Raw genomic sequence first — 21,144 nt, forward strand, 5'->3', positions numbered from 1 at the left:
GCCTCAGCTCTTTCCGAAGTTCTGCGCATTCGCGTGATCCGCCTGCGCATACCTGTCAGCGTTGATGCGTAGGTTTCCAGCCACGTTGCCGATTGCATCCTCAAGGGCCTTGACCTGGTCCGTCCAGACGCTGTTGGCGTTGGTGATCGCAGCGCGCAGCGCCCAGCTGGTCGGGAGTTGCTCGGAGGCCGCGGAGGCGTGAGCGGAGGGCTGCTTGCACGCCTGCCCGAACTTGGTCTTCAGGGTGTCGGTGTTGGTCGCCGCACGCCTCAACGCCTCTGGACTGACGGTCACTGTCGCCACTGGTCCGCCCGACACGGGCGTGGTCGGCGTGAACCCCGGTGCGGCTGCCCCGGATGCAGCTGCGGCCAGGTCCGGGAACTGTTTCTTTGCGGCCTCGGTCAGGTTTCCGGAGCTGTCGAAGAGCCACGGGTTAATCCGCCGCTCGAAGTCCAGGTCAACCATCAAGTTCCCCCTGCGCGTCGCGATCGATGACGTTGTGACGATAGTACGAACGCGCCGAGTGATCGCGGTTGTAGGGGGAGGCGTGGGCCCGGCGCGGGGGTGGGGGTGTGCGCCGGTGTCACTCGGGTGGGGGCTGTGCCGTGCGGGGTGGGGTCGTCAGGGTGGTGGTATGGATGCGCAGGATGCCTGGCGGATGGGTCAGTTGCGGCGGGCGGCGGCCGCGGCGTTGATCGGGACGGCGATCGAGTTCTACGACTTCTTCATCTATGGGACGGCGGCGGCGCTTGTGTTCGGGGCGGTGTTCTTTCCCGAACTGGGCGCGTTGGGGGCGCTGTTGGCGGCGTTCTCGGTGTATGCGGTGGCGTTTCTGGCGCGGCCGTTGGGGGCGGTGGTGTTCGGGCACTTCGGGGACCGGCTGGGGCGGAAGGCGACGTTGGTGGTGTCGCTGCTGCTGATGGGGCTGGCGACGGCGGCGGTGGGGGTGCTGCCGGGGTTCGGGGTGTTGGGGTGGTGGGCGCCGGCGGCGCTGGTGGTGCTGCGGGTGTGTCAGGGCATCGGGTTGGGCGGGGAGTGGGGTGGGGCGGCCCTGCTGATCGCGGAGAACGCGCCGGCGGGGAGGAGGGGGAGGTACGGGGCGTTTCTGCAGCTGGGGCCGACGATCGGGTTCGTGTTGGCCAATGGGGTGTTTCTGGCGCTTCAAGTTGGTTTGGACGAGCGGGCGTTCAGGGATTGGGGGTGGCGGGTGCCGTTCCTCGCCTCGCTGGGGTTGGTGGCGGTGGGGTTGTTCGTGCGGTTGAGGGTTGAGGAGAGCCCGGTCTTTCGGGAGCAGGCGGAGGGCCCGCGGAAGGCGCCCGTGGTGGAGGTCGTGCGGGAGCACTGGCGCACGGTGCTGGTGGGCTGCGGGGTGATCACCGTGGGGTACGCGCTGTTCTACCTGACCACGACGTACGCGCTGGCGTACGCGACTACCGGGCTCGGGGTGGCGAGCACGCTGGTGCTGTCGATGCTGCTGGTGGGCGCGGTGGGCATGGGCGCGACGGTGTGGGTGAGCGCGCGGCGCAGCGACGTCTGGGGGCGGCGGCGGACCCTGATGGGGGCGGCGGCGCTGACGTCGGCGTGGTCGCTGGTGCTGTTCCCGCTGCTGGAGACGGCGCGCCGGCCGTTGATGTTCGTGGCGCTGGCGGGGGCGATGGTCGTGCTGGGGTGCCTGCTGGGGCCGGTGGCGGCGTTCCTGCCGGAGCTGTTCCCGACCCGGGTGCGCTACACGGGCGTCGCGCTGACGTACAACCTGGGCGGCGTGGTGGGCGGTGCGACGACGCCGTTGGTGGCGACGCGGCTGACCGCGGCGTACGGGACGGCGACGCCGGTGGGCTGGTACGTGGCGGGGCTGGGCGTGGTGGCGCTGCTGTGTCTGCGGCTGCTGCCGGAGACGGTCGGCGCGGAGTTGGGTGCCGTGGACGGCGGACGCCGCCGGGCGCCCGTGCTGGGGGCGGACCCGGCGGCGTAGCCGAACGGAGGAGGGCTCAGGCGTAGCCGAACGGTGGAGGGCTCAGCCGGCGAGGGCGGCGCGGCCGGCCAGGACGACGGCGGTGTGCTTCGCGACGCGCTCGCCAAGGTGCTCGGCGGTGGCGATGTCGGCCTTGTGCACGGCGTCGGCGCCGGCGTCGGACGGGGTGGAGGCGGCGGCGCCGTTGAAGAAGCCGAGGCGGTTGATGTCGTTCTCGGTGGCGGTGGTGGAGTTCCAGCCGGGCTTGAGGCCGAGGTTCACCCAGCTCATGCCGTGCTGGGCGGCGAGGGTCTGGAAGAAGCCGAGGGTGCCGGCCTTGTCGCCGCTCTTGGAGGCGGAGTTGGTGAAGCCGGCGGCGACCTTGTCCAGCCAGGCGTCGCCGAACCAGCGCTTGCTGGTGGCCTCGGCGAAGACGTGGAAGGCGCCGGAGGCGGTGCCCATGTAGGTGGGGGAGCCGAAGACGATGGCGTCGGCGGCGTCGAGCTGGGCCCACTGCTCGTCGGTGATGGTGTCGACGGCGATCGAGACGACCTCGGCTCCACCGGCGGCGGCGCCGCGGGCGACGGCCTCGGCTATGACGGCGGTGTGGCCGTAGCCGGAGTGGTAGGCGATGGCGACGGTGGGGCGGATGGCGGTCATGTGGCGGCACTCCTGTGCGGTGACGAGCGCGAACGGTGGTAGCTGTGCGGATGTGCAGCTGTGCGGATGTGCGTACGTGCGTACGTGCGTACGTGCGTATGGAAGGACCGGTGGGGCGGCGTGCCGCGTCCCCGGTCCGAACGGTCTCCAATATAGACCAGGTCTCCATCGGTTACCAAGGGTGGATTGGAGACCTTCCCGCTACCCTGGACGGTATGACTACGCAGGAGCAGACCCGGGCCGGGTCGGAAGCGGCCCAGGGGGTGGCCCAGGAGGCGATGGAGGCGGCGGTGACGGATGGGGCGTGTGGCGACGCCTGCGTCGAACAGGCGCTCGACATCTTCGCCCAGCTCTGTCCGAGCCGGGCGATGTTCGCCGAACTCGTCGACAAGTGGTCGATGCTGATCCTCATGAGCCTCGCCGCGTGCGGCCCGCAGCGCTTCTCCGAGCTCCAGCGCGGAGTGGGCGGGGTCAGCCGCAAGATGCTCACCCAGTCGCTGCGCACTCTGGAGCGGGACGGGCTGGTCCGCCGGACCGTGTACCCGGAGACGCCGCCGCGCGTGGTGTACGAGCTGCTGCCGCTCGGCGGGGAGCTGGCCGCGCTGCTGGAGCCGATCGGCCGCTGGACGGAGCGGCGCACCGGGCAGATGGTCGCGGCCCGCGACGAGTTCGACCGGGTGCACGACGAGGCGTGAGGCCGCGAGAGGCCGGAGCGGGCCCGATTTCCCTTCCGGGCCGGCCGCCGTGTAATCTCTTCCTTGTTCGACCGGCCCGGTGAAAACCCGGCAAGCCCCTATAGCTCAGTCGGTAGAGCGTCTCCATGGTAAGGAGAAGGTCTGCGGTTCGATTCCGCATGGGGGCTCCACAGAAAGGCCCTCGCCATCGGCGAGGGCCTTTCGATTTTCCACAGCCGCACCGGCAACGCGATGCGACCTAGCGGGTCGGGTACGGAATGCGCTGTGATGGTGCGTCATCGGCCGCCCGCCCGAGGGGCGCGGGCGCGAGCCGGACCCCGACCGGGAGGGTGTCATGGGCGTTCGACTCGTGGTGGTCGACGACCACCGCCTGCTGGCCGAGGCGCTGGCGACCGCGCTGCAGCTGCGCGGCCACCGGGTCCTCGCGGTCGGCTCGCCGGCCGGCGTCGCCGCCGATCTGGTGGCCGGACGACGGCCCGAGGTGTGCCTGCTCGGGGTGGCCGCACCGGCCGAGCCGGGGGCCTTCGACGGGCTGCGCCGGATCCGCCGGGAGCGGCCCGAGGTGGCCGTGATCGTGCTCGGCCCGGTGGGTGAACTGCGTGGCGTGGCAAGCGCGTTCGCGGCCGGGGCGGCGGGGTACGTGCCCAGCGACGAGCGCATCGAGGTGGTCGAGCGGGCGATCGGACGAGCCCGGGCCGGCGAGGCCGCGGTGGCCGTGGACGTGCTGCGCGGGGCGTTCGACCAACTGCTGCGCCCGGCCGCCGAGCCGGACGACGAGGCGGTCCGGCTGCTGCGCCTGCTGACCCGCCGTGAGGTGCAGGTGCTGGCCCGGATCGCGGACGGCGAGGACACCGCGGCGATCGCCGCCGGGATGCGGATCGCCGCGAGCACCGCCCGGACGCACGTCCAGCGGGTGCTGATGAAGCTCGGCGCGCGGACCCGGCTGGAGGCGGCCGCGGTGGCCGCCCGGACCGGTCTGCTGGAGCGGATGGCCGGGGGCTGAGCGGGCCGGGATTGGGGCTCTCGGCCGACCGGGGACGTGGTCCGGAGCGCACCGGGGAGTGGTCCGTAGCACACCCGGCGGCCAGGGAGAATGGGCGCCAGTCGTTCGCACGTTTCCGATGGCCCCGCCGACCCGGCGGACCATCGCCCGCTGGAGGTCTCATCATGAGTAAGTACCTGGTCACGGGTGGCGCCGGCTATGTCGGCAGCGTGGTGGCCGCCCACCTGCTGGAGGCGGGGCACCAGGTGACCGTCCTGGACGACCTCTCGACGGGCTTCCGCGAGGGCGTGCCGGCCGGTGCCGAGTTCGTCGAGGGCCGGATCCAGGACGCCGGCAAGGTGCTGGACGCCTCCTTCGACGGTGTGCTGCACTTCGCCGCCTCCTCGCAGGTCGGCGAGTCGGTCGCCGACCCGGAGAAGTACTGGCGCAACAACGTGGCCGGCTCGCTGGAGCTGGTCAGCGCGATGCGCGGGGCCGGCGTGCGCAAGCTGGTGTTCTCCTCCACCGCCGCCGTGTACGGCGAGCCGGAGGTCGTGCCGATCGCCGAGACCGCCCGCACCTCGCCGACCAACACCTACGGCGCCACCAAGCTGGCCGTCGACCACCTGATCACCAGCGAGGCCGTCGCCCACGGCCTGGCCGCCGTCTCGCTGCGGTACTTCAACGTGGCCGGCGCGTACGGCAGCTCTTTCGATGTCACTTTCGGTGAGCGGCACGACCCCGAGTCGCACCTGATCCCGCTGGTGTTCCAGGCCGCGCTGGGCCGGCGCCCGCACATCGCGGTGTACGGCGACGACTACCCGACCCCGGACGGCACCTGCATCCGCGACTACATCCACGTCGCGGACCTGGCCGACGCGCACCTGCTGGCGCTGGACGCGGCCAAGCCGGGCGAGCACCTGATCTGCAACCTGGGCAACGGCAGCGGCTTCTCGGTGCGCGAGGTGATCGAGTCGGTCAAGCGCGTCACCGGCCGGGAGATCCCGGTGCAGGTCTCCGGCCGCCGGGCCGGCGACCCGGCCGTGCTGGTGGCCTCGGCCGAGCGCGCGCACGAGGCCCTGGGCTGGTCGCCGCGCCGCCCGAACCTGGACGACATCGTCGCCGACGCCTGGAAGTTCACCCTGGAGAAGAACGGCCAGTGAGCAACTGCCAGTAGGCAACGGCCAGTAGGTCCGAGCAACGTCCGCAGGCGCCGCCCCGAGCTGTACGGGGGCGGCGCTTCGGCGTCTTTGGGGCTGCCACACGACGCGCCGGAAACCGGCACGGAAACGGACACGGAAACCGACACCGACCGATCGTATTCCGTCACGTGTGCACCTCCTGACGAAACTTCACCAAACCACCACGAGCGCGTTCCCCGGCCCGTACGCTGAGTGCGGTACCGGTTGGGGGTGACGCGCCGTCGGCCCCGCCGGCCATCGGTGGGCGGGCGGAGCGGAGCGCCGGATCGCGGGCGCCGGGGCCGGTCCCCGCCCCGGGCTCGGGCCGGTCTGAGCAGGGGAGTAGTGACGATGGGGCGGATCCGCGTCCTGGTGGTCGACGACCACCGGATCTTCGCCGAGGCCCTGGCCGCGGCGCTCTCCGCCGAGCCCGATGTCGAGGTGGGTGCAGCGGGCAGCGCCGCCGCCGCCGAGCGGGCGCTGGAGCGCGCCGCCGTCGAGGGCCGGGCCTTCGACGTCGTCCTGATCGACGCCGACCTCGGGGCCGAGGGCGCCCCGTCCGGCCCGCGCAAGGCCGTTCGGCCCGCCACCGACCCACCGGACCCGGCTCGCCGCCGACCGGCCGTCGTCGTGCCGCCGCCCCGCCGACCGGCCGCCCCGCCGACCGGGGTGGGCGGCCGCTCCGCCGATCCCCTGCGGCCCGACCCCCAGCGCACTGACCAACTGCGCACCGACCAGCTGCGGCCGGTCGCCCCGCCGCCGGACGGCATCACCCTGCTCGGCCGGGTCCGCCGCAGCCACCCCGGGCTGCGCGCGATCGTCCTGGCCACCGCCGACGACCCGCACCGCGCCGCCCGCGCCCTGCACGCGGGCGCCACCGGCTGGGTGGCCAAGGAGAGTTCGCTCGCCCGGCTGCTCGCCGTCGTGCGCGGCGTGCTGCGGGACGAGACGCACCTGCCGCCCGCGCTGCTCACCGGCGTCATCCGGGAGCTCACCACCGCCCGGCGCGACCGCACCGAGAGCGAGCGGCTGGTGGACACGCTGACCCCGCGGGAGAAGCAGATCCTGCGGTGCATGGTCGCGGGCCTGGGCCGGCAGGCGGTCGCGGAGCGCCTCTACCTGTCCCCGCACACCGTCCGGACGCACATGCAGAACGTCCTCGGCAAGCTGGGGGTGCACTCCACTCTGGCCGCCGTCGCGGTCGCCCGCCGGGCCGGGGTCAGCCCCGCCGAGTCGGCCGCGCCCGCCGCGCCGCCGTCCGTCGCGTCGGGCACCGGGACCTGACCGCGGCTCCGCCCGGGATGTTGGCTCAGCCCGGGATGTTGTCGAAGGGCGCGACCAACAGCCGCAGCAGCGCGGCGAGTTCGCCCTGCTGGCCGGAGGTGAGCTGGGCCAGGAGTTCGCGCTCGTGCGCGAGCAGACCGGCGAGTGCCTGGTCGGCACGGTCGCGGCCGTCGCCGGTGAGCCGGACGAGGACGCCGCGCCGGTCGTCCGGGTCGGGCAGGCGCTTGACCAGGCCCTTGCCGGTCAGCCGGTCGATCCGGTTGGTCATGGTGCCGGAGGTGACCAGGGTCTGGGTGAGGAGCTGTCCGGGGGAGAGCTGGTAGGGGGAGCCGGCCCGCCGCAGGGCGGTCAGGACGTCGAACTCCCAGGGCTCCAGGCCGTGCTCGGCGAAGGCGGTCCGGCGGGCACGGTCGAGGTGCCGCGCGAGCCGGCTGACCCGGCTGAGCACCTCCAGCGGCTCCACGTCGAGGTCGGGGCGCTCTCGGCGCCACGCTGCGACCAGCCTGTCGACCTCGTCCTCCATGACGATCAGTGTATCGGTGGATGTGTCGATGTGAAGTCTCTTGACATCGAGAAATGTGCCAACGACGCTACATTTGGATATCTTGATGTCGAGATACTTGCGAGGTGTGCCATGACCACCCCCGTCTGGGACCCGGCCCAGTACCTGCGCTTCGCCGACGAACGGACCCGCCCGCTGCGCGATCTGCTCGCCCGCGTCCCCGCCCTGCCGCACGAGCCCGCCGCCACCGTCCTCGACATCGGCTGCGGACCCGGCAACTCCACCGCCGTCCTGCGCGAACGCTGGCCGCAGGCCCGGATCACCGGCGTCGACAACTCCGCCCCGATGCTCGCCACCGCCCGGACCGAGGGCGAGCCCACCGCGGACTACGTCCTCGCCGACGCCCGTGACTACGACCCGGCGCCCGCCGAGCCGGACCTGATCGTCTCCAACGCGACCCTGCAGTGGATCGACGGGCACATCGAGCTGCTCCCGCGCTGGGCCGCCGCGCTCAAGCCCGGCGGAGCCGTCGCCTTCCAGGTCCCCGGCAACTTCGGCTCGCCCAGCCACACCCTGCTCGCCGAACTCCGCCGCAGCTCCCGCTGGCGCGATGCCCTCGGCGAGGGCGCCACCCCTGCCGGCGTCCACGAACCCGGGCGGTACCTCGACGCCCTCGCCGGCGCCGGCTGCGCCGCCGACGTCTGGGAGACCACCTACAGCACCCTGCTCCTTGGCCCGGACCCCGTCCTGGAGTGGGTCAAGGGCACCGCCCTGCGGCCCGTCCTCACCTGGCTCACCGACCCGGTGCGGCGGGCCGCCTTCCTCGCCGAGTACGGGGCGCTCCTGCGCGAGGCCTATCCCGCCGGACCGCACGGGACGGTCTTCCCGTTCCGGCGGATCTTCGCCGTCGGGGTCAGGCGCTGATCCCAAGGGCGCTGATCAGCCCTTGTCAGCCCTTGCGCTCGCCGACCAGCTTCGGGTGCCGCTCCAGGCCCTCCAGCCCGTGCCAGGCCAGGTTCACCAGATGCGCCGCCACCTGCGCCTTCTCCGGCTTGCGGACCTCCAGCCACCACTGCCCGGTCAGCGCCACCATTCCGACCAGCATCTGCGAGTACATCGGGGCCAGCCGGGCGTCGAAGCCGCGGGCCTTGAACTCCAGGCCCAGGATGTCCTCGACCTGCGTCGCGATGTCGCTGATCAGCGAGGCGAAGGTGCCGGTCGACTGGGCCACCGGGGAGTCCCGGACCAGGATCCGGAAGCCGTCCGTCGAGGTGTCGATGTAGTCCATCAGCGCGAACGCGGCCTGCTCCAGCAGCTCGCGCGAGTGCCCGCCGGTCAGGGCCCCCGTGACCATGTCCAGCAGCAGTTGCATCTCGCGGTCCACCACCACCGCGTACAGCCCCTCCTTGCCCCCGAAGTGCTCGTACACCACCGGCTTCGACACCCCGGCCCGCTCGGCGATCTCCTCCACCGACGTGCCGTCGTAGCCGCGCTCCGCGAACACCGTCCGGCCGATCTCCAGCAGCTGCTCGCGCCGCTGCTTGCCGGTCATCCGTACCCGCCCCCCGCGGCGGCGGGGCACCGGCCCGGCTGCACCCCCCGGCGCGGCCCCGTCCGCCGGGGCAGCGGCACGCGGACGGGCCTGCGCCGCTTCGGGCGCCGCGTCCGTCCGCGTGCTGTGGTGACCGCCTGTGCTGTCTGCGCTGCTCCCGTTCACCCCTACATCATGCTGGAAGAGCGCCCTCATGCGGCGCGGCGGGCGGCGATCCGCTGCGCGTCCGGCCAGCGGACGTCCCGGACCCAGCCGGCCAGCTCGAACCAGCGGATCAGCCGGGCCGAGGAGTCGATCTGTCCGCGGAGCACGCCGTGCCGGGCCGAGGTCGGGTCGGCGTGGTGCAGGTTGTGCCAGGACTCGCCGCAGGAGAGCACGGCCAGCCACCAGACGTTCCCCGAGCGGTCCCGGGAGCGGAACGGGCGGCGGCCCACCGCGTGGCAGATCGAGTTGATCGACCAGGTCACGTGGTGCAGCAGCGCCACGCGGACCAGCGAGCCCCAGAAGAACGCGGACAGCGCGCCCTGCCAGGACAGCGTGACCAGCCCGCCGACCAGCGGGGGCAGCAGCAGCGAGACCGACGTCCAGAGCCAGAACAGCCGGGAGATCCGTCGCATGGCCGGGTCGTTGACCAGGTCCGGCGCGTACTTGAGCTGCGGGGTCTGCTCCTCGTCGAACATCCAGCCCATGTGCGCCCACCAGAGGCCCTTGAGCAGCGCGGGGAGGCTCTCCCCGTAGCGCCACGGCGAGTGCGGGTCGCCGTCCTTGTCGCTGAACCGGTGGTGCCTGCGGTGGTCGGCCACCCAGCGCACCAGCGGGCCCTCGACCGCCAGGCTGCCGGCGACGGCGAGGACGAGGCGCATCGGGCGGCCGGCCTTGAAGGCGCCGTGGGTGAAGTAGCGGTGATAGCCGACGGTGACGCCGTGGCAGGTGAGGAAGTACATGGCGGTGGTGATCGCCAGGTCCGTCCATCCCAGGCCCCAGCCCCAGGCCACCGGGACGGCGGCCAGCAGGGCGGCGAACGGGACGACGATGAAGAGGCCGAGCGCGAGCCGCTCGGCGAAGCCCTGCTTTTCCCCGCCCCGGGTGGCGGACACCAGGGTGGGGGACGGATCGGAGGAATCGACGGGCGGCGCGGCGTCTCCGGCGCGCGCCTCGCCGGCCTGAGTGGTCATGAGCGGTCCCTTGGTGGGAGGGGGCGAAGGCTACGATGCCGTAACCTACGGCATCGTAGGTTGCGCTCCGTCGCGAACGGAACACACCGCTGCGCGGCGCTTGAGTGAATTCACCCGACTGGATGGATGAACCCTCGATCCGCCGCGGAGTGGGATCTATCGCACACACACTCATCGCATGCGAGCCAAGACCGAGCACAGCGTGCCGGGGAGTGCAGACCTGTGCCGGCGGATCGAGGGGTGGTGGATGGGCATAGCTGATACACAGCGCGGGGCGGACTCGGGTAGGGTCTGACCAGCTATCCGCCGTGGGGTAATTGGCAGCCCGCAGGCCTTTGGAGCCTTGCAGTGATGGTTCGAGTCCATCCGGCGGAGCCCTGCACACGTGCGTCGGCCCGCTGCGGGTCGGCGAGCGGTTTTCCTGCCGCAGTTATCCTCTAAGCGCCAGGGCACCGGCGCGCGGACCCCGCCCCGAGTGCTCTGCCCTCTCTGTGAACCGACCGAGGAGCCTCCCGCATGGGTGCCAATTCGCTTGCCGCCGTTGTCGTGCTTGCCGCCGGTGGCGGGACTCGGATGAAGTCGAACAAGCTGCCCAAGGTGCTGCACGAGGTGTGCGGCCGGTCGCTGGTGGGTCACGCGGTGGCGGCCGCGCAGGGACTGACACCCGGGCAGCTGGTCGTGGTGGTCGGGCACCAGCGGGAGCAGGTCGAGGAGCACCTGGCGGCGCACTACCCGGCGGCCCGTCCGGTGGTGCAGCACGAGCAGAACGGTACCGGGCACGCGGTGCGGACGGCGCTGGAGGCGCTGGCCGCCGACGGCGTGGAGCTGGACGGCACGGTCATCATCACTGCCGGGGACTCGCCGCTGCTGACCGGGGCCACCCTGCAGCGCCTGGCCAAGGCGCACGCCGAGCAGGAGAACGGCGTCACCGTGCTGACCGCCGTGGTGCCGGAGCCGTTCGGCTACGGCCGGATCCTGCGGGACGAGGACCGCTCGGTCGCCGCGATCGTCGAGGAGAAGGACGCCAACGACACCCAGCGCCGGATCACCGAGATCAACTCCGGGGTCTTCGCCTTCGACGCGAAGCTGCTGGGCCAGGCGCTGTCCGAGCTCACCACGGACAACTCGCAGGGCGAGGAGTACCTGACCGACACCCTGGAGATCCTGCGCAAGGCCGGCCACCGGGTGGGCGCCGTGGTCGCGGAGGACTCCCGGGACATCCTCGGCATCAACGACCGGGTGCAGCTGGCGCAGGCCCGCCGGCTGCTCAACGACCGCCTGCTGGAGCGGGCGATGCGCGACGGCGTCACCGTGGTGGACCCGGCGACCACCTGGATCGACGTCCAGGTGACGTACGAGGTGGACGCGGTCGTGCTGCCGAACACCCAGCTGCAGGGCGCCACCCACCTGGGCGAGGGCTGCCAGGTCGGCCCGAACTCGACGATCCGGGACACCCGGATCGGCGCCGGCGCCGTTGTGAGCAACACCACGGCCGACCGCGCCGAGGTGGGCGAGCTGGCCACCGCCGGCCCGTACGCGTACCTGCGGCCGGGGGCGAAGCTGGCCCGCAAGGCGAAGGTCGGCACCTACGTCGAGGTGAAGAACTCCGAGCTGGGCGAGGGCGCCAAGGTGCCCCACCTGTCCTACATCGGGGACGCCACGATCGGTGAGGGCAGCAACGTCGGTGCGGCCTCGGTCACGGTGAACTACGACGGCGTCAACAAGCACCGCACGGTGATCGGCGCGCACTGCCGCACCGGCTCGGACAACATGTTCATCGCCCCGGTCACGGTCGGCGACGGCGCCTACACGGCGGCCGGCTCCGTGATCACCTCCGACGTCCCGCCGGGCGCACTCGGCGTGAGCCGGGCGCAGCAGCGCAACATCGAGGGCTGGGTGGAGCGCAAGCGGCCCGGGACCGCTTCCGCGCAGGCGGCGAAGGCCGCGACGGGTGGGTCTCCGGACGCCTGACGGGACGGGCGGGAGTCCGAGGGGCGGTCCCGGGGCGGACGGTTTCTGCGCGGGCGCGTAACCTTGGGGACATACGTGCGCCACTGGGCTTGCCGCCCGTGTCCAGGCGTACCGACATTCCCCGACCCCATCCTGCGTGCGGGCTCCGCCTGCCCGCGTTGGGTAGCGGGGTTCAGCGTCCGCAAACGCGAGGAGACGGTGCAGTGAGCGGGATCACGACGTCGGGTGAGAAGAAGCTGAGGCTCTTCTCCGGCCGTGCCCACCCGGAGCTGGCGAAGGAGGTGGCCGCGGCGCTGGGGACCGAACTGGTCCCGACCAAGGCCCTGGACTTCGCCAACGGCGAGATCTACGTCCGCTTCCTGGACTCGGCCCGCGGTGCGGACTGCTTCGTGATGCAGAGCCACACGGCTCCCATCAACCAGTGGATCATGGAACAGCTGATCATGATCGACGCTCTGAAGCGGGCCTCCGCGCGGAGCATCACCGCGATCCTGCCGTTCTACGGGTACGCCCGGCAGGACAAGAAGCACCTCGGCCGCGAGCCGATCTCGGCCCGCCTGATCGCCGACCTGCTGCGCCAGGCCGGTGCCGACCGGCTGATGGCCGTGGACCTGCACACCGCGCAGATCCAGGGCTTCTTCGACGGCCCGGTGGACCACCTGTTCGCGCTGCCGTTGCTGGCCGACTACGTGGGCGAGCGGGTCGACCGCTCCAAGCTGACGATCGTCTCGCCGGACGCCGGCCGGGTGAAGGTGGCCGACCAGTGGTGCGACCGCCTTGGCGCCCCGCTGGCGATCATCCACAAGCGCCGCGACATGAGCCAGGCCAACACGATCCTGTCGGCCGAGGTCGTCGGTGACGTCAAGGGCCGGGTCTGCGTCCTGGTCGACGACATGATCGACACCGCCGGCACGATCTGTGCCGCGGCCGACGCGCTGTTCGAGAACGGCGCCGCGGACGTCCTGGTGGCGGCGACCCACGGCGTGCTGTCCGGCCCGGCCGCGGACCGTCTGAAGAACTCCCGGGTCAGCGAGTTCGTGTTCACCAACACGCTGCCGACCCCGGCGGAGCTGCAGCTGGACAAGATCACCACGCTGTCCATCGCCCCGTCGATCGCCGCGGCCATCCGCGAGGTGTTCGAGGAGGGTTCGGTCACGAGCCTCTTCGAGGGCGTGCACTGACGAAGGCCCGCGCAGGCGGCCCCGGTCCCTCAGGGGCCGGGGCCGCCGCCGATTTCACGGGAGACCGCAGATGCGGTTAGACTCGTGAAACTGCTCGGCGAGGGATGCCGTGTGCCCGCTCGACGGGTGCCCGCTCCGTGATCGACGCGCTGCCGGTGCCGGATCTTCCGGGCGTCGGCAGAGGTCGTTGCCGCCGAGTGACCCCCAACGTACTGAGGGTGTGGTCCCGGCGGTTTTTCGCGTTGCCTGCACCCCCGCGCCAGCTTTCACGAGGAGTGCAGTCGTGTCCGAGATCCGCCTTGCCGCTGAGACCCGTACCGAGTTCGGCAAGGGCGCTGCCCGCCGCGCCCGCCGTGCCGGTTTCGTTCCCGGTGTCGTCTACGGCCACGGCCAGAACCCGGTTCACCTGAACCTGCCCGGCCACGACCTGATGATGGCGCTGAAGACCCCGAACGCCCTGCTGGTCGTGCCGATCGAGGGCAAGGACGAGTACGTGCTGCCGAAGGCCGTCCAGCGCGAGGCCATCAAGCGCACCATCGAGCACGTCGACCTGCTGCTGGTCAAGCGTGGCGAGAAGGTCACCGTCGAGATCCCGGTCCACACCGAGGGCGAGCTGGCCGCCGGCGGCAACCTGCTGGAGCACGTGCTCAACGCGCTGCCGATCGAGGCCGAGGCCACCCACCTGCCCGAGTCGGTCACCGTCTCGGTCGAGGGCCTGGAGGCCGGTGCCTCCATCCACGCCAAGGACATCGTCCTGCCGGCCGGCGTCACCCTGGCCGTCGACGCCGACGCCGTCGTGCTGCAGGTCATCGGCGCCCAGGCCGCTCCGGCCGAGGAGGAGGCCGCCGAGGCCGAGGGCACCGAGGCCTGAGCCTCGCGCCACTAGCTGAGACCGCTGCCCCGGTCGCTCCCCTGGAGCGGCCGGGGCAGCGGTGTGTCCGGGAAGATGACGATGAGCGCGAGTGTGAGGAGCGGTGGCATGAATGAGGACGTGTACGACGGCCCCTGGCTGGTGGTCGGGCTGGGCAACCCGGGCGAGCAGTACGCCCGGAACCGGCACAACATCGGGTTCATGGTCGTGGACCTGCTGGCGCAGCGGATGGGTGCCAAGTTCAAGGCCCACAAGAGCCGGGCGCAGGTGGCCGAGGGACGGCTGGCGGGCAAGCGGGTGGTGCTGGCCAAGCCGTTGTCGTTCATGAACCTGTCGGGCGGGCCGGTGACCGCGCTGCGCGACTTCTACAAGGTGCCGGCGGCCGCGATCGTGGCGGTCCACGACGAGCTGGACATCGACTACGCGGCGCTGCGGCTGAAGCTGGGCGGCGGGGACAACGGCCACAACGGCCTGAAGTCGATCACCAAGTCGCTCGGCCCGGACTACCACCGGGTCCGCTGCGGGATCGGCCGTCCGCCGGGCCGGATGGAGGTCGCGGACTTCGTCCTGAAGGACTTCTCCGGCGCCGAGCGCAAGGAGCTGGAGTGGTTCGTGGACCGCTCGGCGGACGCGGTGGAGGCGCTGCTGTCCGAGGGCCTGGAGCGGGCCCAGGGCAACTACAACTCCTGAGCGCCCTGCGTGAGCGCCCGCCCCTGAGCGCCCGCCCCTGAGCGGTCGTCAAGGCGGCGCGCCGGGTACGCAACAGTCGTACAACGCTTGTCGGCCCAAACCTGAATAGGTGTGAGAACTCTGTGCGGGATCGGATAGCGTCGGTCCCGTACGCGAACGGGTCCTGGGGAGTTCTCGATGCGGAGATTGCGTCCGGTCCGCCGACTTCGGCGGCTCCGGGTGGTACGGCTGCGGCAGTTCGGACGACGGGTGGGCAGGGCCGGTGCGCTGGGGGCGGCCGGAGTGCTGCTGTCCAGCGGTGGGGTGGCGCACGCCGACGCGGTGGCGGAGCCCGAGCCGGGGGTGTCCCCGGAGCCGGCGGCGGCACAGGTGCTGGGTGATTCGGTCGGCCCGGACGCCGGGTTGCTGGCAGTTGGCGGCGGCCTGGTGGTCGCGGCCGGTGGCGCCGCGCTCTGGCTGAAGCGCCGCCGCGCGGGCGAGCCCGCGGAGTAGGAACGTCCATCGGCGAGGGCCGGGGTCCACGGAAGTGGGCCCCGGCCCTTTGTCGTTTTGTCACCTCGTCTTGTCATCCGTTTTCGGCGCGGGGGGCGTCCTGGGGATATGAAGCGCGAATCGATGCGCCCGGGGGGCACCGGATCCGACCCGTTCGACGAGTTCGTCGTGGCGCGGTACCAGGCCCTGCTGCGGGGGGCGTACCTGATCACCGGGGATGTTCACGACGCCCGGGACCTGTTGCACGACGCCCTGGCACGGGTCTACCCGAAGCGGTCGGCGATCCGGGACCCGGGGGCGGCCGAGGGGTACGTCCGCCGGACGATGGTCCGCACCCACGTCTCGCGGTGGCGTCGGACCAGACGCGAGGTGCTGACCTCCGCACTGCCGGACGGGCCGGCGGTCCAGGAGGCCGAGCGGGACGGGCAGTTGGCGGCGGCCCTGGCCGGGCTGCCGCGGCGGCAGCGGGCGGCGGTGGTGCTGCGTTACTACCTGGACCTGTCCGTCGCACAGGTGGCGGTGGAGCTGGGGTGCTCGGTGACCACGGCGAAGACCCACCTGGCGCGGGGGATCAAGGCGCTTCGACAGGAACTGGAACCGGCGAGGGAGTTGGTGGGGCGTGAGCACTGAGGACGAGTTCGAGGAGGAGCTGGCCATCCGGCTCGGGACGCGCGCGGCGGGGGTCGGCGGCAGCCCGCCGTTGGCTGAGCTGCGCGAGGCCGGGCGGCGACGGGCACGGCGACGGGGGGTCGTGCGGGCAGTCACGGCGGTGGCGGTGCTGGCCGTCGGCGCGGGGGTGCTGACACAGCTGGGCGGCGGCTCCGGGACCGGCCGCACGGGGGTGGCCGGGGTGGGCGTTCCGTCGCCCGGGTCGCCGTCGCCCTTGACGGGGGCGGCGCGGTTGCGGGGGGCGGAGTCCGACGAGCTGGTGAAGACGGTGCTGGCCTGTCAGTCCGGGCCGTCCTCGTTGCGGACGCCGGGCGGGGGCGGGATGACGGGGTTGCCGTCCGCGTCGTCGTCGGGGCTGCCGTCGTCGGGTCTGCCGTCGGGCCCGCCGACGTCGGCCCGGTTCACGCCCACGATGACGGGGGCGCCGTCCTCGCTGTCGTCGGATCAGGCGGGGCAGGCCGATCTGGTGCACGCCGGCGAGGCGGTCGAGAAGATGGCCCGCGAGCAGTACGCGGACCACTACTTCTCCACCTGCCAGGACGCGAGCACGCACACGCTGTACGTGATGCGGAACCCGGGTAGTGGCCTCGACGCCGCCGTGACCCGGACGGTGGCCGATTGGCCCGGGGTGAAGCTGGAGTTCAGGGCTGCGGCTGGCTACCCCCAACAGTTGAGGCTCGCCAAGGAGATCCGGGCCGAGGCCGGGGACTGGGCGGCGACCAAGGGGGTGCACATCCGGTCCGTCCAGATCGCCAACGACGGTGCCGGGGTGATCGTCGAGACCCCGCAGGCGGACACCGCCCGGGAGGAACTCGTCCGGCATTTCGGCAGGTTGGTGGTCGAGGTCCGGCCGTGACGCCCTGAGACGGACGCGAAGGGCCGGTGCCTCCACCCGGAGGCACCGGCCCTTCGACGTGCCTGCCGTCAGCCGGTGTTGCGCAGGCCGGCGGCGATGCCGTTGACGGTGAGCAGCAGCGCGCGGGCGCGCAGCGGGTCCTCGTGGCGGCCGGCCGCGACCTCCTCGCGCTGGCGGCGCAGCAGCGCGACCTGGAGGTAGGAGATCGGGTCGAGGTAGGCGTCGCGGACGGTGAAGGTCTGCTTCAGCACCGGGTTGTGCTCCAGCAGTTCGTTCTCGCCGGTGAGCCGGAGCACCTCGCGCAGGGTGAGGTCGTGCTCGGCGACGATCTGGTCGAAGATGTGGTGCAGTTCGGCGGGCACCAGCTGCTCGACGTAGTGGCGGGCGATCCGCAGGTCGGTCTTGGCCAGCGTCATGGCGACGTTGGACAGGAAGTTGCGGAAGAAGTGCCACTGCCCGTACATCTCGTTCAGCACGTCGCCGAGGCCGGCCGCGCGGGCGGCGGCGAGGCCGGAGCCGACGCCGTACCAGCCGGGGACGATCTGGCGGGACTGGGTCCAGCCGAACACCCACGGGATGGCCCGCAGGCCGTCCAGGCCGGCGCCGGAGTCGGGGCGGCGGGACGGGCGGGAGCCCAGGTGCAGTGAGGCGAGCTGGTCGACCGGGGTTGCGACGAAGAAGTACTTCGGCAGGTCGTCCTGCTCGACCAGGGCGCGGTAGGCGGTGTGGGCGGCCTCGGACACCTGGTCCATCGCGGCGTCCCAGCGGGCCAGTTCCTCGGGGGCCTGGCGCGGCGAGGTGTGCAGCGCGGAGGCGGAGAGGGTGGCGGAGAGGGTCAGTTCGAGGTTCTCCCGGGCGAGGGAGGGGAGCAGGTACTTGTCGGAGATGACCTCGCCCTGCTCGGTGACCTTGATCTCGCCCTCCAGGGTGCCCCAGGGCTGGGCCAGGATGGCCTCGTGCGAGGGGCCGCCGCCGCGGCCGACGGTGCCGCCGCGGCCGTGGAAGAGGCGCAGCCGGATGCCGTAGCGGTGGGCGACGTCGCGCAGCCGGCGCTGGGCGCGGTGGATCTCCCACTGGGAGGTGGTGATGCCGCCGAACTTGGAGGAGTCGGAGTAGCCGAGCATGACCTCCTGGACGTCGCCGCGCAGCGAGACGAGCAGGCGGTAGGAGGGGTCGGACAGCATCTCGTCGAGGATGCGGTCGGCCTGCTGGAGTTCGTCGGTGGTCTCCAGCAGCGGCACGATGCCGATCTTGGCGATGCCGGCGTGCAGGTCGATCAGGCCGGCCTCGCGGGCCAGGACGGTGGCGGCGAAGACGTCGTCGGCGCCCTGGCACATGGAGATGATGTAGCTCTCGACGATCTCGTCGCCGAAGCGCTCGAAGCCCTCCCGGATGGTGTTGAACACGCCGAGGGTCTTGGTGCCGGCGGCGTCCAGCGGGGCCGGGGTGGGGGCGAGCGGGCGGCGCGAGCGGAGCTCCTTGGCGAGCAGCTTCTGCCGGTACTCGCGGGGCATGTCGGCGTAGCGCCAGGCCTCCTCGCCGAGGCGGTCGAAGAGCTGGCCGAGGGCGTGGTGGTGGGCCTCGGCGTGCTCGCGGACGTCCATGGTGGCGAGCTGGAGGCCGAAGGCCTCGATGGTGCGGATGGCGCGGGCGAGGCGGCCGTCGGCGATGAGTTCGCCGCGGTGGGCGCGCAGGGAGTCCTGGATGAGGCGCAGGTCCGCGACGAGTTCGCGGGTGCCGAGGTAGTCGCGGCCCTCGACGTGCGAGGTGCCGCCGGCCAGGCGCTCGCGGGTGTTCTCCAGCTTGAGCCGGATGCAGGTGGCCTTGAGGCGGTAGGGCTCCTCGGCGTTCATCCGCTTGTAGCGCGGGCTGAGTTCGGGGAGCAGGTGCAGGTCGGTGTTGAGCGAGGCGAGCAGCTCGACCGAGGCGCCGGCCAGGCGTTCGGAGGTCGAGAGGGTGTTGCGCAGGTCGTCGATGGCGGCGAGGGCGTCCTTGATGCCGTACTCGTGCTGGAGGTTGAGGACGTCCCAGGTGACCTGCGGGGTGACGTTCGGGTTGCCGTCGCGGTCGCCGCCGATCCAGGTGCCGAAGGTGAGCGGGCGGACGCCGTCGGGCAGGGCGAGGCCGACCCGGGCGAGCTCCTCGTGCAGCTCCTCCAGGACCTCGGGGACGGCCTCGCGGTAGAGCTCGTCCAGGTAGTAGACGGCGTTACGGGCCTCGTCGGTGGGCTCGGGGCGGGCGATGCGCAGCTCGTCGGTCTGCCAGAGCAGGTCGATGACCTCGGCGAGGCGGCGGTCGGCCTGGCGCTTGGCGCTGCTCGTGCGGGCCGGGTCGGCCGCGGCGAGGCCGGAGGTGAGCTGCTCGCGGTGGACGCGGTCGAGGAGTTCGCCGATCCGGCGGAGCTTGTTGAGGACGCTGCGGCGGGCGGCCTCGGTGGGGTGGGCGGTGAAGACCGGCCGGACCGCGAGGTGGGCCAGGGTGTCCTGGAGGTGCTTGGGGTCGGCCTCGGCGAGCTGGTCGGCGGTCTGGGCGAGCAGGGAGCCTTCCCGGGCGCGGCGGGTGGCGAGCTCGCGGCCGCGGTGCACCTGCTCGGTGACGTTGGCGAGGTGGAAGTACGTGGAGAAGGCGCGGACGAGCTTGGCGGCGGTCTCCAGGTCGATGTCGGAGAGGAGTTCGGCGGTGGCCTCGCCGTCGGTGCGGCTGAGCAGGCGGACCTGTTCGACGAGGCCCAGCAGCTGCGGGCCCTCCTGGCGGACCAGCGTCTCGCCGAGCAGGTCGCCGAGGCGGCGGATGTCCGCGCGCAGTGCCGCGTTGTCTGCGTCTGGGCCGGCGGCGGCGACTGGGGCGGGGCTGTCCGCCGGGTTCGGGACCGGAGCGGTCACGGCTGGCTCCCTGTGGTGGTGGGGTTCGGCAACGGCTCATCGTCACAGGTCCGCCCGCGTGTGGCGGGTGTGACGCGTGCGGACCGCGCTGTCCGACGCGACCAGCATAGGTGTCGGCGCGGTTGCTGTCCGCGAGGTGGCCGGATGGCGGACAAGATCACCGGGGGCGTCGTGTGGTCTGGACCACTGAGGGAATCGGGGACGTGTCGGGGAATATCCCGGTGGGGAGGGAACGGGGTTGCCGCTTAGGCTGTCAGGCATGAGCAAGTCGCCTGGGGAGCGCGCGCCGGTCCGGTCGTTCTGGTGGTGGGAGCGGCCGCGCAGCGCCTTCCTGGACATCGGGCTCGCGCTGCTGGCCGCGGTGGAGTGCTCGCTCAGCACGATCGCCTTCCTGTCCGCCCGGATGCACCTGAGTGCGGCGGGCGTGACCGGCATAGCGCTGCTCGGCGCGATCGGGGGCGGCTCGCTGGTGGTGCGCCGCCGCTGGCCGGCCGTGCCGGTGCTGGTCACGCTGGTGGCGATGCCCGGGATGCTGGGCGTGCTGCTGCTGGTGGTGTCGCTGTACACCCTGGCCGAGACCTGGGAGTGGCCCTCGCGGCGCCGCCGCGTGGTGGCGCTGGCGGGACTGGCCTTCGCCGAGGCCGTCACCGTGATGATGGTGTCGATGCTCCTGCCCGGCGACTCCACCGTCGATCCGACCCCGCTCTGGGGGCAGGTGCTGATATCGGTGCTGGTGGCCGTCGGCCTGACCGTCCCCCCGGTGGTGACCGGCCTGTACGTGGGCGCGCGGCGGCGGCTGATCGAGTCGCTCAAGGACCGTGCGCACGGCCTGGAGACCGAGCTGGACCTGCTGGCCGAACAGGCCCAGGAGCGCGCCCGCCGGGCCCGGCTGGAGGAACGGACCCGGATCGCCCGGGAGATGCACGACGTGGTCGCACACCGGGTGTCGCTGATGGTGGTGCACGCCGGGGCGCTGGAGCGGATCGCCGCCAAGGACCCGGCGAAGGCGGCGCAGAGCGCCAAGCTGATGGGCGAGGTCGGCCGGCAGGCGCTGAACGAGCTGCGCGAGATCCTCGGCGTGCTGCGGATGGACGACGAGCGGCCCCAGGAGCCGGACTCGCTGACGGGGCTGCCGCGGCTGGTCGACCAGTCCAGGGCGGCCGGCATGGCCGTCACCCTGACGGTCAGCGGCAGCCGGCAGGAGTTCACCGGCGAGGCGGAGCAGACCGCGTACCGGGTGGTCCAGGAGGGCCTGACCAACGCGCACAAGCACGCCGACGGCGCGGAGGTGTCCGTGCTGCTGGCGTACGCACCGAACGGGGTGCGGGTGAGCGTGGTCAACGCCTGCCCGGGCGGGGAGCGCGGCGCGGCGAAGCTGCCCAGCGGCGGGAACGGGCTGGTCGGCATGCGGGAGCGGGTGATCGCGCTGGGCGGCACCTTCTCGGCCGGGCCGGAGGCGGACGGCGGGTTCCGGGTGGAGGCGGTGCTGCCGTCCCGGCTGGCCGTCCGGACCGAGCCGCTGCGCTGAGCGCATTCCGGTACCCGGCCGC

At 72.3% G+C, this 21,144-nt stretch carries 20 protein-coding genes and 2 tRNA genes; 16 read left to right on the forward strand and 6 right to left on the reverse strand.

Annotation, left to right across the window (positions count from 1 at the left end):
* Nucleotides 1-3 precede the first annotated feature (3 nt).
* Complete coding sequence (locus tag KV557_RS16520) at nucleotides 4-465, reverse strand: WXG100 family type VII secretion target (protein WP_218200874.1); 462 nt, start codon at nucleotides 463-465, stop codon at nucleotides 4-6.
* A 169-nt stretch (nucleotides 466-634) separates the two neighbouring features.
* Here KV557_RS16520 and KV557_RS16525 point away from each other — a divergent pair, with 169 nt between their 5' ends.
* Complete coding sequence (locus tag KV557_RS16525; RefSeq protein ID WP_218200876.1) at nucleotides 635-1,972, forward strand: MFS transporter; 1,338 nt, start codon at nucleotides 635-637, stop codon at nucleotides 1,970-1,972.
* Between the two features lie 42 nt (nucleotides 1,973-2,014).
* Here KV557_RS16525 and KV557_RS16530 read toward each other — a convergent pair whose 3' ends face one another.
* Nucleotides 2,015-2,611 carry a flavodoxin family protein gene (locus KV557_RS16530; protein WP_218200878.1) on the reverse strand — a complete coding sequence of 199 codons (597 nt, stop codon included), beginning with the start codon at nucleotides 2,609-2,611 and terminating at the stop codon, nucleotides 2,015-2,017.
* A gap of 215 nt (nucleotides 2,612-2,826) precedes the next feature.
* On the opposite strand from KV557_RS16530, the gene KV557_RS16535 reads away from it, so the two are divergent.
* From KV557_RS16535 to KV557_RS16555, 5 genes are all read left to right on the forward strand, one after another.
* Nucleotides 2,827-3,306, forward strand: coding sequence for a winged helix-turn-helix transcriptional regulator (locus KV557_RS16535; protein WP_256177486.1), 480 nt, complete (start codon nucleotides 2,827-2,829; stop codon nucleotides 3,304-3,306).
* A 94-nt stretch (nucleotides 3,307-3,400) separates the two neighbouring features.
* Nucleotides 3,401-3,476: transfer RNA gene (locus KV557_RS16540), tRNA-Thr, on the forward strand.
* 164 nt (nucleotides 3,477-3,640) lie between these two features.
* Nucleotides 3,641-4,309 carry a LuxR C-terminal-related transcriptional regulator gene (locus tag KV557_RS16545; RefSeq protein WP_218200880.1) on the forward strand — a complete coding sequence of 223 codons (669 nt, stop codon included), beginning with the start codon at nucleotides 3,641-3,643 and terminating at the stop codon, nucleotides 4,307-4,309.
* 164 nt (nucleotides 4,310-4,473) lie between these two features.
* Entirely contained in the window at nucleotides 4,474-5,451 is a 978-nt protein-coding gene (gene galE / locus KV557_RS16550; protein ID WP_218200882.1) for a UDP-glucose 4-epimerase GalE, read from the forward strand.
* A 369-nt stretch (nucleotides 5,452-5,820) separates the two neighbouring features.
* Nucleotides 5,821-6,753, forward strand: coding sequence for a LuxR C-terminal-related transcriptional regulator (locus KV557_RS16555; RefSeq protein WP_218200883.1), 933 nt, complete (start codon nucleotides 5,821-5,823; stop codon nucleotides 6,751-6,753).
* 25 nt (nucleotides 6,754-6,778) lie between these two features.
* On the opposite strand, the gene KV557_RS16560 is transcribed toward KV557_RS16555, so the two are convergent.
* Nucleotides 6,779-7,276, reverse strand: a complete 498-nt coding sequence (locus tag KV557_RS16560; RefSeq protein WP_218200885.1) for a MarR family winged helix-turn-helix transcriptional regulator — start codon at nucleotides 7,274-7,276, stop codon at nucleotides 6,779-6,781.
* A gap of 111 nt (nucleotides 7,277-7,387) precedes the next feature.
* Between KV557_RS16560 and KV557_RS16565 the strand changes: the two genes are divergently transcribed.
* On the forward strand, nucleotides 7,388-8,179 hold the full coding sequence (locus KV557_RS16565) for a methyltransferase domain-containing protein (protein WP_218200887.1): 792 nt from the start codon (nucleotides 7,388-7,390) through the stop codon (nucleotides 8,177-8,179).
* Between the two features lie 25 nt (nucleotides 8,180-8,204).
* Here the strand turns inward: KV557_RS16565 and KV557_RS16570 are convergent, their stop codons facing one another.
* A complete protein-coding gene (locus KV557_RS16570; RefSeq protein ID WP_218200889.1) occupies nucleotides 8,205-8,807 on the reverse strand; it encodes a TetR/AcrR family transcriptional regulator in 603 nt (200 codons plus the stop codon).
* A 191-nt stretch (nucleotides 8,808-8,998) separates the two neighbouring features.
* Nucleotides 8,999-9,982: an acyl-CoA desaturase gene (locus KV557_RS16575; RefSeq protein ID WP_218200890.1), complete on the reverse strand. Its 984-nt coding sequence runs from the start codon at nucleotides 9,980-9,982 to the stop codon at nucleotides 8,999-9,001.
* A 302-nt stretch (nucleotides 9,983-10,284) separates the two neighbouring features.
* Here KV557_RS16575 and KV557_RS16580 point away from each other — a divergent pair.
* The 8 genes from KV557_RS16580 to KV557_RS16615 all read left to right on the forward strand — a co-directional run bounded on the left by KV557_RS16580 (nucleotide 10,285) and on the right by KV557_RS16615 (nucleotide 16,712).
* A tRNA-Gln gene (locus KV557_RS16580) sits at nucleotides 10,285-10,357 on the forward strand.
* 141 nt (nucleotides 10,358-10,498) lie between these two features.
* A complete protein-coding gene (glmU, locus tag KV557_RS16585; protein ID WP_218200892.1) occupies nucleotides 10,499-11,953 on the forward strand; it encodes a bifunctional UDP-N-acetylglucosamine diphosphorylase/glucosamine-1-phosphate N-acetyltransferase GlmU in 1,455 nt (484 codons plus the stop codon).
* Between the two features lie 203 nt (nucleotides 11,954-12,156).
* Nucleotides 12,157-13,134, forward strand: coding sequence for a ribose-phosphate diphosphokinase (locus tag KV557_RS16590; RefSeq protein ID WP_218200893.1), 978 nt, complete (start codon nucleotides 12,157-12,159; stop codon nucleotides 13,132-13,134).
* A gap of 283 nt (nucleotides 13,135-13,417) precedes the next feature.
* Nucleotides 13,418-14,005 carry a 50S ribosomal protein L25/general stress protein Ctc gene (locus tag KV557_RS16595; protein WP_218200895.1) on the forward strand — a complete coding sequence of 196 codons (588 nt, stop codon included), beginning with the start codon at nucleotides 13,418-13,420 and terminating at the stop codon, nucleotides 14,003-14,005.
* A 108-nt stretch (nucleotides 14,006-14,113) separates the two neighbouring features.
* A complete protein-coding gene (pth, locus tag KV557_RS16600) occupies nucleotides 14,114-14,695 on the forward strand; it encodes an aminoacyl-tRNA hydrolase (protein ID WP_218200897.1) in 582 nt (193 codons plus the stop codon).
* A gap of 177 nt (nucleotides 14,696-14,872) precedes the next feature.
* Complete coding sequence (locus KV557_RS44070) at nucleotides 14,873-15,187, forward strand: hypothetical protein (RefSeq protein WP_218200899.1); 315 nt, start codon at nucleotides 14,873-14,875, stop codon at nucleotides 15,185-15,187.
* Between the two features lie 108 nt (nucleotides 15,188-15,295).
* On the forward strand, nucleotides 15,296-15,817 hold the full coding sequence (locus KV557_RS16610) for a SigE family RNA polymerase sigma factor (RefSeq protein ID WP_256177488.1): 522 nt from the start codon (nucleotides 15,296-15,298) through the stop codon (nucleotides 15,815-15,817).
* Nucleotides 15,807-16,712 carry a hypothetical protein gene (locus KV557_RS16615; RefSeq protein WP_218200900.1) on the forward strand — a complete coding sequence of 302 codons (906 nt, stop codon included), beginning with the start codon at nucleotides 15,807-15,809 and terminating at the stop codon, nucleotides 16,710-16,712. Before KV557_RS16610 ends, KV557_RS16615 begins: the two co-directional genes overlap by 11 nt.
* Before the next feature lie 68 nt (nucleotides 16,713-16,780).
* Here KV557_RS16615 and ppc read toward each other — a convergent pair whose 3' ends face one another.
* Nucleotides 16,781-19,594 carry a phosphoenolpyruvate carboxylase gene (gene ppc, locus KV557_RS16620; protein ID WP_374106634.1) on the reverse strand — a complete coding sequence of 938 codons (2,814 nt, stop codon included), beginning with the start codon at nucleotides 19,592-19,594 and terminating at the stop codon, nucleotides 16,781-16,783.
* A 259-nt stretch (nucleotides 19,595-19,853) separates the two neighbouring features.
* On the opposite strand from ppc, the gene KV557_RS16625 reads away from it, so the two are divergent.
* A complete protein-coding gene (locus KV557_RS16625) occupies nucleotides 19,854-21,122 on the forward strand; it encodes a sensor histidine kinase (RefSeq protein ID WP_218200902.1) in 1,269 nt (422 codons plus the stop codon).
* Nucleotides 21,123-21,144: the final 22 nt, after the last annotated feature.

It is taken from the genome of Kitasatospora aureofaciens, from assembly GCF_019192735.1.
In the GTDB taxonomy this organism is placed as follows: Bacteria; Actinomycetota; Actinomycetes; order Streptomycetales; family Streptomycetaceae; genus Kitasatospora; species Kitasatospora aureofaciens_A.

Bases quoted from the DNA above. Each gene is read 5' to 3' on its own strand.
- KV557_RS16520 (WP_218200874.1), bottom strand. From the start codon at position 465: ATGGTTGACCTGGACTTCGAGCGGCGGATTAACCCGTGGCTCTTCGAC.
- KV557_RS16525 (WP_218200876.1), top strand. From the start codon at position 635: ATGGATGCGCAGGATGCCTGGCGGATGGGTCAGTTGCGGCGGGCGGCG.
- KV557_RS16530 (WP_218200878.1), bottom strand. From the start codon at position 2,611: ATGACCGCCATCCGCCCCACCGTCGCCATCGCCTACCACTCCGGCTAC.
- KV557_RS16535 (WP_256177486.1), top strand. From the start codon at position 2,827: ATGACTACGCAGGAGCAGACCCGGGCCGGGTCGGAAGCGGCCCAGGGG.
- KV557_RS16545 (WP_218200880.1), top strand. From the start codon at position 3,641: ATGGGCGTTCGACTCGTGGTGGTCGACGACCACCGCCTGCTGGCCGAG.
- galE (WP_218200882.1), top strand. From the start codon at position 4,474: ATGAGTAAGTACCTGGTCACGGGTGGCGCCGGCTATGTCGGCAGCGTG.
- KV557_RS16555 (WP_218200883.1), top strand. From the start codon at position 5,821: ATGGGGCGGATCCGCGTCCTGGTGGTCGACGACCACCGGATCTTCGCC.
- KV557_RS16560 (WP_218200885.1), bottom strand. From the start codon at position 7,276: ATGGAGGACGAGGTCGACAGGCTGGTCGCAGCGTGGCGCCGAGAGCGC.
- KV557_RS16565 (WP_218200887.1), top strand. From the start codon at position 7,388: ATGACCACCCCCGTCTGGGACCCGGCCCAGTACCTGCGCTTCGCCGAC.
- KV557_RS16570 (WP_218200889.1), bottom strand. From the start codon at position 8,807: ATGACCGGCAAGCAGCGGCGCGAGCAGCTGCTGGAGATCGGCCGGACG.
- KV557_RS16575 (WP_218200890.1), bottom strand. From the start codon at position 9,982: ATGACCACTCAGGCCGGCGAGGCGCGCGCCGGAGACGCCGCGCCGCCC.
- glmU (WP_218200892.1), top strand. From the start codon at position 10,499: ATGGGTGCCAATTCGCTTGCCGCCGTTGTCGTGCTTGCCGCCGGTGGC.
- pth (WP_218200897.1), top strand. From the start codon at position 14,114: ATGAATGAGGACGTGTACGACGGCCCCTGGCTGGTGGTCGGGCTGGGC.
- KV557_RS44070 (WP_218200899.1), top strand. From the start codon at position 14,873: ATGCGGAGATTGCGTCCGGTCCGCCGACTTCGGCGGCTCCGGGTGGTA.
- KV557_RS16610 (WP_256177488.1), top strand. From the start codon at position 15,296: ATGAAGCGCGAATCGATGCGCCCGGGGGGCACCGGATCCGACCCGTTC.
- KV557_RS16625 (WP_218200902.1), top strand. From the start codon at position 19,854: ATGAGCAAGTCGCCTGGGGAGCGCGCGCCGGTCCGGTCGTTCTGGTGG.